The sequence below is a fragment of the Nocardia abscessus genome, assembly GCF_015477775.1.
GTDB lineage: Bacteria > Actinomycetota > Actinomycetes > Mycobacteriales > Mycobacteriaceae > Nocardia > Nocardia abscessus_A.
Genome location: NZ_JADLQO010000027.1, coordinates 50857 through 57183, shown reverse-complemented (window position 1 = coordinate 57183; position 6327 = coordinate 50857). Strand labels below are relative to the sequence as shown.

Below are 6327 nucleotides of genomic sequence, written 5' to 3'. Positions count from 1 at the left end.
GAACACCCCCGCCACAATCTCCTCCACCGGAGTCGACGGCACACGAAACGCCCGCGCCGCGAACACCGGCTCCGGCAACGCCGCACGATCCAACTTCCCCACCGGCGTCAACGGGATCTCATCCAGCGTCATGATCGACGCCGGAATCATGTATGCGGGCAGGGATTCCCCGATGTAGTCGGCGAGCGCGCCGGTGTCCACGTCGGCTCCAGGCCTCGGCAGCACATAGGCCACCAGTGCGGTCGCACCCGACGGCAGCGTCTTGCCGAGGGTGGCCGCGAAGTCGATGTCCGGGTGGCTGGTGAGCGCGTTGTCGATCTCGCCCAGCTCGATGCGGAAACCGCGGATCTTCACCTGGAAGTCCGAGCGCCCCAGATATTCGATGACGCCGCCGTCCTGGCCTGCGGACTCGGTGCGGCGCACCAGGTCGCCGGTGCGGTAGAGCCGCGCGCCCGGGTTGCCGGTGTCGGCGCCGAACGGGCTGGCGACGAACCGCTCGGCGGTCAGGCCCGGGCGGTTCAGATAGCCCTGCGCCAGCGCGGGACCCGACAGATAAAGTTCGCCGACCACCCCGGCAGGCACCGGCCGCAGCCGCGAGTCCAGCACGAACGCGCCGACTCCCGGGATGGCCGTGCCGATCGTGATGGGCTCGTCCGGCGTCATCGGCGGCGTGCTCGTGGCGAGGATCGTCGCTTCGGTGGGCCCGTAGCCGTTGTAGAACTCGTGCTCGTCCGCCCAGCGGCCGACCAGTTCCGGACCGAACTTGTCACCGGCCACCACGACGGCCTGCAAGTCGTCCAACCCGGTCGGATCCACCGATTCCAGTGCGCCCGGCGTGATGAGCATGTGCGTCACGTGCTCGCGCCGCAGCAGATCCGCCAGCTCGAAACCGCCGAACACCGACGGCGGCGCGATCACCAGCGTGGCTCCGGAGGAGAAGGCCAGCAGCAGTTCGAGCACCGAGACGTCGAAGTTCGGCGAGCAGACGTGCAGCACGCGCGACTCTTCGGTCACCCCGTAGTGCTCGCGTTCCGCGGCCACCAGCCCGGCCAGGCCGCTATGCGTGACGACGACGCCCTTGGGCTTGCCGGTGGAGCCGGAGGTGTAGATGACGTAGGCCGGGTGCCGCTCGTCCAACGGGCGGACCCGGTCGGTGTAGGAGATGGGATGCTCCGGGCGCGCGGCGATGCGCGCGGACTGCACCGGGTCGTCCAGCTCGATCCAGTACACGCCGGTGCCGAGCACCGCGCGGTGCGCCGAGGTGGTCAGGCCGACCGTGGCGCCGGAGTCGGCGACGATGTGATTGATGCGGTCGGTGGGATAGGTCGGGTCCACCGGCACGTAGGCCGCGCCCGTCTTGGCGATGGCCCAGACCGCGAGCACCGACTCCACGCTGCGCGAGATTCCGATGGCGACCACGTCGCCGGGACCGACACCGCGTTCGATCAGTTCCCTGGCCAGGCGGGAGGACGCCGCGTCCAGCTCGGCGTAGGTGAGTTCCCGGTCGTCCGACGGATCTCCCGTCGGGTTGAACCGGATCGCGACCTCGGTGGCGGCGGACTCGACGGCGGCGGTGAGCAGCTGCGCGAAGAGCGGACTGCCCGACCTGCGGCGACGGCTACCGCGAGCGGAACGACGGGCGGTTTCCATTCGAGTGCATTCACCTCTCGCATCGAGCCAGGACCCGGGCCCTACCCTGCTCAGGGCTTGATATCCGGGGCCAGCGCGGACCGGGCAATCATATAAGGGACTGACCGCTGAACCCGCGCGCTGTATTGGATTGCCGCGGCTACCGCCACTGCGGTCCGCGCCCCCTACTTCCGTGCTGTCCTCTCGTCGGACACCGCCCACTCCCCCTGAAATCGGTGTCTTGCCTGATCGCCTGCCGTTATATCGGCGCGGGGCCTGTCATGTTGCAGGGTTACCCGGATCGGTGAACATGTTCACAACCATCCGCGCCGGGTGGCTTGCACCCCCGCCTGGAATCTCGTGCTCGCGCCGAGCCGCTCCAGCAGCCGGGCGGTCCGGCGCACCACGGTGCGCCGGGACATCCCGAGTCGGCGCGCGATGGTGTCGTCGGTCGCGCCGAGTCCCATCAGGGTCAGGATCGCGCGGTCGCGTTCGTCCAGCGCCTCCGCGGCCGGATTCACCGAGATGGGCGCGGCCATCGCCCACAGGACGTCGAAGGTCTTGATCAACAGCTCGAGCGTGGGCGAGCCGGTGATGCGCAGCCCCATCGGGTCGGGTCTGCGCTCGTCGGCGTGCAGCACCAGGCTGGCCCGCTCGTCGTCGCTGATGATCAATTTGAACGGCGGCTCCGGCAGCGTTCTGGCCTGTGCACCGCTGGCGTTGGTGGACAGCGCGTGGCGCAGGCGCTCGGGATCCTGGTAGACGGTGTCCTGGTACAGGGTCTGGTAGCGGATGCCTTCGCCGAGCCGGGCGCGTTTGAGCTCGAACAACTGGCGCTCGCGTTCCGGATCGCTGAGATAGGGGCCGCGCTCGACCAGCTTGACGCAGCTGCGCGCCGCGGTCTGCATCTCCTCGAAATCCGCGAGCATCTCCAACCGTTCGTACACCGGCACCACCGCGCCGTTGCCGCGTGGCGAGCGCCGCACCGAGCGGAACGTCTCGCTCAGCCGCGCGGCGGCAGCGTGCATCTGGTTGATCTCCTGCTGTCTGCGCCGCGCCTCGGCTTCGGACAACGATTCCGGTGCGTGCGCGTCCCACAGCGATTCGCCGTCGGGCGACTCGATGCGGACCGCGGCACGCAATTCACACAACACATCCAACGAGTCCGCCGCGAGGTCTTCCGAAACGCCCAGGTACTGCGCGATATCGGCGAGACTCGACCGGGGATGGTGCACCAGCACGGCGTAGACGCGGCCGTGCGGTGACCCAGGCTCGAAGATGTCGCCCAGCTCGATCACGGCCCGAGCCTAGCGACCGACCGGTGTCCGCGTGGCCGCTCTACGAGACGCGCACGCGATCCGCTTCCTCCGCGATCGGGACGCGGGAAGCTCCACTGTGCGCAACCGAGCGCTCGTCGGAATATCAAGCCGGACAGGAAAAGTCAGTGCGCGGACGGGCCCCAGCCCATGGGCACGCCCTTGGCGGCCAGATACGGCATCGGGTCGATCTTGGTGCCTGCCTGATCCCAGATCTCCAGGTGCAGGTGCGGACCGGTGGACTGGCCCCGGTTGCCGACGGTGGCGATCACGTCGCCCGCGTTCACCCGCTGACCGGCGTGCACGAACATCTCGTTCACGTGTCCGTAGACCGCGGTGGTGCCGTCGTCCTGCAGCACGCGCACCCACAGGCCGAAACCGGAGGCGGGCCCGGCCTCGATCACCGTGCCGTTGCTGACCGAGTGGATCGGCGCACCGAGCGCGTCGGCGAAGTCGATGCCGTAGTGCATGGCGCCCCAGCGGCTGCCGAAGCCGGAGCTGATCGCACCGGCCACCGGGCGCACCGCGGATGCCGGGGGCGCCGGCGCGACCTGCTGCTGCACGCCCTTGAGGACCTCCTCGGCCTGGGCCAAGGGGCCTGCGATCTCCGGAGGAAGATTGGGAATGCCGAACGGCGCGGCGACCGGGGCCGCGATCTGGCCCGCGACCGTGGCGGGCTCCGGCGCGACCTCGGCGACCGGCTCGGCGGCGGCCTTCGCCTCGGCGACCGGCAAGATGCTCGCGCCCTTCACGGTGGTGGGCGCGGCCTGCTCGTCCTCGTCGCTACCATGCGAACCGGGCAGCAGCGGCGACGCGTAGGCGAGCGCCGGAGCGGCCTGGCTGGCGGCGCCGATGAGGGCGCCCGCGGCGACGGCGGCGGTCGCGGCGGCTTTCACACGCTCGGTGGCGGACGGCTCGGCGCGGTGCCGCTTCGGACGGCCCGCCTCGCCGCCCTCGCCGAGGAGGCTCTGGACGGTAATGGAACTGGGGCCTACACGGTGCTGCGACAAAGCTGAGTCCTCGGTCGTAGAACAGGGTCCGGGATGCCTGCCCGTCCCACCGGTTCGATAACGATCCGATGAAGTCGGGCGATAACGGTTTGGCATCCGTCGTGACGGGAACTCTACCTCGTCGTGACCATTCCGCAACCTTCCAGCGGAAAAACGCTGGTGAGGCTCGGGTCACATGTCCAGATGAGCGAGACTTGATCCGTGATCCTCGACCACTTGGACGTTCCGATCGTGCTGGCCCCGATGGCGGGCGGCCCATCCACTCCCGAACTGACCGCCGCGGTGGCCGAGGCGGGCGGTTTCGGACAGCTGGCCGCCGGTTATCTGAGCGCCGCCGACACCGCGGCGCGCATCGCCGCGACCCGCGCCGCCACCGGCAAACCGTTCGGCGTGAACCTGTTCGTGCCCGGCCCCCCGACGCCCGCCGCCGACCTGGCGGACTATCTCGCCGAACTCGGCGCCGATCACGAACTCGGGGAGCCGCGATTCGACACCGACGACTGGGACGCCAAGCTCGATCTCCTCGTGGCCGACCCGGTCGCGGCCGTGTCGTTCACCTTCGGCTGCCCCAGCGCCACCGAAGTCGCGCGGCTGCACGCCGCGGGCTCGGAAGTGTGGGTGACCGTCACGTCGGTCGCCGAAGCCCGCATCGCGGTCGACGCGGGCGCCGACGTGCTCATCGCCCAGGGCGCCGAGGCGGGCGGGCACCGCGCGACGTTCGTGGACCGCCCGGACGACGACGCGACCGACCCGCTCGGCCTGCTGGCGCTACTGCAACTGCTCACCGCCGCCACCGACCTGCCCTTGGTGGCCACCGGCGGCCTGGCGACGGGCCCGGGCGTCGCCGCGGCGCTCGCGGCGGGCGCCACCGCGGCGCAACTGGGCACCGTTTTCCTGCGCTGCCCCGAGGCGGGCACCAACCAGGTGCACCGCGCCGCCGTGGCCGCGGACACTCCCACCATGCTCACGCGCGCGTTCACCGGACGCCGGGCGCGCGGGCTGCGTAACCGATTCCTGCTGGAGCACACCGCGACCGCACCGACGGGATACCCGGAGATCCACTACGCCACCGCCCCGCTGCGGGCCGCCGCACGAGCGGCGGGCAACTCCGATGAGGTCAACCTCTGGGCGGGTCAGACACACGTGCTGACACCGGAGCTACCCGCAGGCGAACTGGTCGCGACGTTGGCCGCGGCCGCGAAAACCGCACTGGAGACAGCTCTTTCGCGCCGAATCCAGCATTGTTGACAACGAGTTTCGTTTAGACTCGAATGGCATCGCACGACGTCCAGCACTGGAGGAGAGCGCCATGTCCCTTGATGTCCCCACCGCACTACTCGAACGCGCCGAGCGCGGCGAGGTCGATGACGCCGACTTCGTCGAGGTCGTCCGCACCTCGCTGCCCTACGCGTGGGAAGTCGTGAGTCGGGTCGCCGGTGAACTGCGTTCCGGCACCGAGGAATACGCCGACAACACCATCGCACCGCCGGACGAGGTGGCCCGCGGACAACTGCTGCGCGCCATGGCCTCCGACGCCATTCGCGGTGGGCTGGAGCGGCACTTCGGCGTGAAGCTCGCCTTCCAGAACTGCCACCGGGTCGCCGCTTTCCCGCTCTCCGCGGTCGGCGGCGAGACCTACACCACCTTCATCGGCACCCGGGCCCAACTGCTGAACCAGAACCCGGAACTGCGCAACTGCTGAGTAGCACGAGCTGATAACCCGGCGCGGCAAACCGTTTCGGCCCGCGCCGGGTTTTTCGTGCATGCGGCCGCGCGTCGCCACCGGCCGCGACGCTGCCGTTCACGTAGGGTGAACCGCCATGAGCAGCAACGATCTTCGCGATGAGGTCGAAGTCCGGCTCGCACCGTGGCAGCAGCAGCTCGGGCCCGACCGCGCCGCCTACACCAATCACGTGTTGCGCGTCCTGACGCTGTGCGACCTGTTGGCCGCCGACCGGCAACCCCGGCCGAGCGCCCGCGAGGAGTTCCTGACCGCGGCCACCCTGCACGACATCGGCATCTGGTCGGCGGGCACGTTCGACTACCTCGGCCCCTCCTGCGACCAGGCGCGCGCCTGGCTGGCGAGCATCGACCGCGACGACCTGACCGAGTTGGTGGTGTCGATGATCGACGAGCACCACAGAGTCCGCCCGGCAGGCCCGCCGCACGATCCGGTCGAGATCTTCCGGCGCGCCGACGCGATCGACGTCGAACTCGGCTTGCTCGGCCGGTTCGGCATCTCCCGCGGCACCTACCGCGAACTGGCGAAGCGCTATCCCGACCACGGCTTCCACCGCAGGCTCGTGCGACTGGCCGCGCGGCGGCTGCGCACCCACCCCGCGTCACCACTGCCGATGCTGAAGTGGTGACGC

General features: G+C 70.0%; 6 protein-coding genes. 3 read left to right on the top strand and 3 right to left on the bottom strand.

Annotated elements, in window-relative coordinates; all coding sequences use genetic code 11:
* The 3 genes from IU450_RS37505 to IU450_RS37495 all read right to left on the bottom strand — a co-directional run.
* Nucleotides 1-1650, bottom strand: a 1650-nt coding sequence (locus tag IU450_RS37505) for an amino acid adenylation domain-containing protein (RefSeq protein ID WP_195154464.1), incomplete at its 3' end; no start/stop codon positions are given.
* Between the two features lie 293 nt (nucleotides 1651-1943).
* On the bottom strand, nucleotides 1944-2927 hold the full coding sequence (locus IU450_RS37500; protein WP_043698798.1) for a LuxR C-terminal-related transcriptional regulator: 984 nt from the start codon (nucleotides 2925-2927) through the stop codon (nucleotides 1944-1946).
* Between the two features lie 143 nt (nucleotides 2928-3070).
* Complete coding sequence (locus IU450_RS37495; RefSeq protein ID WP_228835675.1) at nucleotides 3071-3955, bottom strand: M23 family metallopeptidase; 885 nt, start codon at nucleotides 3953-3955, stop codon at nucleotides 3071-3073.
* A 201-nt stretch (nucleotides 3956-4156) separates the two neighbouring features.
* Here IU450_RS37495 and IU450_RS37490 point away from each other — a divergent pair, with 201 nt between their 5' ends.
* The 3 genes from IU450_RS37490 to IU450_RS37480 all read left to right on the top strand — a co-directional run bounded on the left by IU450_RS37490 (nucleotide 4157) and on the right by IU450_RS37480 (nucleotide 6324).
* Entirely contained in the window at nucleotides 4157-5203 is a 1047-nt protein-coding gene (locus tag IU450_RS37490; RefSeq protein ID WP_195154462.1) for a nitronate monooxygenase, read from the top strand.
* A 61-nt stretch (nucleotides 5204-5264) separates the two neighbouring features.
* On the top strand, nucleotides 5265-5657 hold the full coding sequence (locus IU450_RS37485) for an SCO5389 family protein (RefSeq protein WP_043698802.1): 393 nt from the start codon (nucleotides 5265-5267) through the stop codon (nucleotides 5655-5657).
* 118 nt (nucleotides 5658-5775) lie between these two features.
* On the top strand, nucleotides 5776-6324 hold the full coding sequence (locus IU450_RS37480; protein ID WP_195154461.1) for an HD domain-containing protein: 549 nt from the start codon (nucleotides 5776-5778) through the stop codon (nucleotides 6322-6324).
* Nucleotides 6325-6327 lie beyond the last annotated feature (3 nt).

Excerpts from the sequence above, each read along its gene's own strand:
- IU450_RS37485 (WP_043698802.1), top strand. The coding sequence starts at position 5,265 with ATGTCCCTTGATGTCCCCACCGCACTACTCGAACGCGCCGAGCGCGGC.
- IU450_RS37480 (WP_195154461.1), top strand. The coding sequence starts at position 5,776 with ATGAGCAGCAACGATCTTCGCGATGAGGTCGAAGTCCGGCTCGCACCG.